Below are 794 nucleotides of genomic sequence, written 5' to 3'. Positions count from 1 at the left end.
CAACGTTTATTTTTTCCCCTTTGGATAGAGAGGCTTTTGTTGATCAATTTTATTTGGCGGATCATTCTGCCAGATTTTTATGTTGAACTTTTTACTTCTTGAAACAAGATCTTCTTCTCAAAAAAGATTTTTATAAAAATATCCTTTACATCGTCCTCCCAAATACATTGCAAAAGCCTCCTCCTATCGCCTGGATTTACTTAATTTGTGTAACAAGAAAAGCTATATCTGTCCATTCAATCATGACAAATCTGGTTATCGAATCAATTTCAAAACCACTCCAATCCCCGATTCAGATATTTTCACAGTCCCCCTAACGCCGTCTACATTTCCTTAATTGTTGTTCATAGTGGCTCGATATTTCTGCCATACGTTCTGCTGCCTGTGCAAGTGCTGCAGTTACACGACCCCCACTACGCGCATAAGCACCATGTCCCATATGATAATTTAAATAAAGTCTATAGGCATCATTAAACTTCACGCCATTCTGTTGAACAGTTTGACGATGATACCAAGCAACAAAATCAGCAGCATCTGCAAAATTGGTACGTCGAGCAAAAGATTTTCCTGTAGAGCGGAGATACATTGCCCATGTACCGTCAAGAGCTTGAGCATAACCATAAGCTGTCGACTGACGTTTCCATGGAATAAAACCAAAGAGTTTTTTGCGTGGAGGACGTGCATTATGATGAAAACTTGATTCCACATTAATGGTTGCAAGAATAATAGACATAGGAATGGCGTAGCGCATTTCTGCTTTTTTAGCAGCCTTTCCCCAATTATCAAAAAAACCA

The 794-nt window shown here is 38.8% G+C and carries 1 protein-coding gene; it reads right to left on the bottom strand.

Annotation, left to right across the window (positions count from 1 at the left end; genetic code table 11):
• Nucleotides 1-313 precede the first annotated feature (313 nt).
• The coding region (locus ACFIK8_RS09005) for a transglycosylase SLT domain-containing protein (protein ID WP_375669224.1) at nt 314-794 on the bottom strand (481 nt) is incomplete at its 5' end.

The sequence above is a fragment of the Bartonella sp. MR168JLCBS genome (genome assembly GCF_042194175.1).
This window is presented reverse-complemented; position numbering and strand designations above follow the sequence as displayed.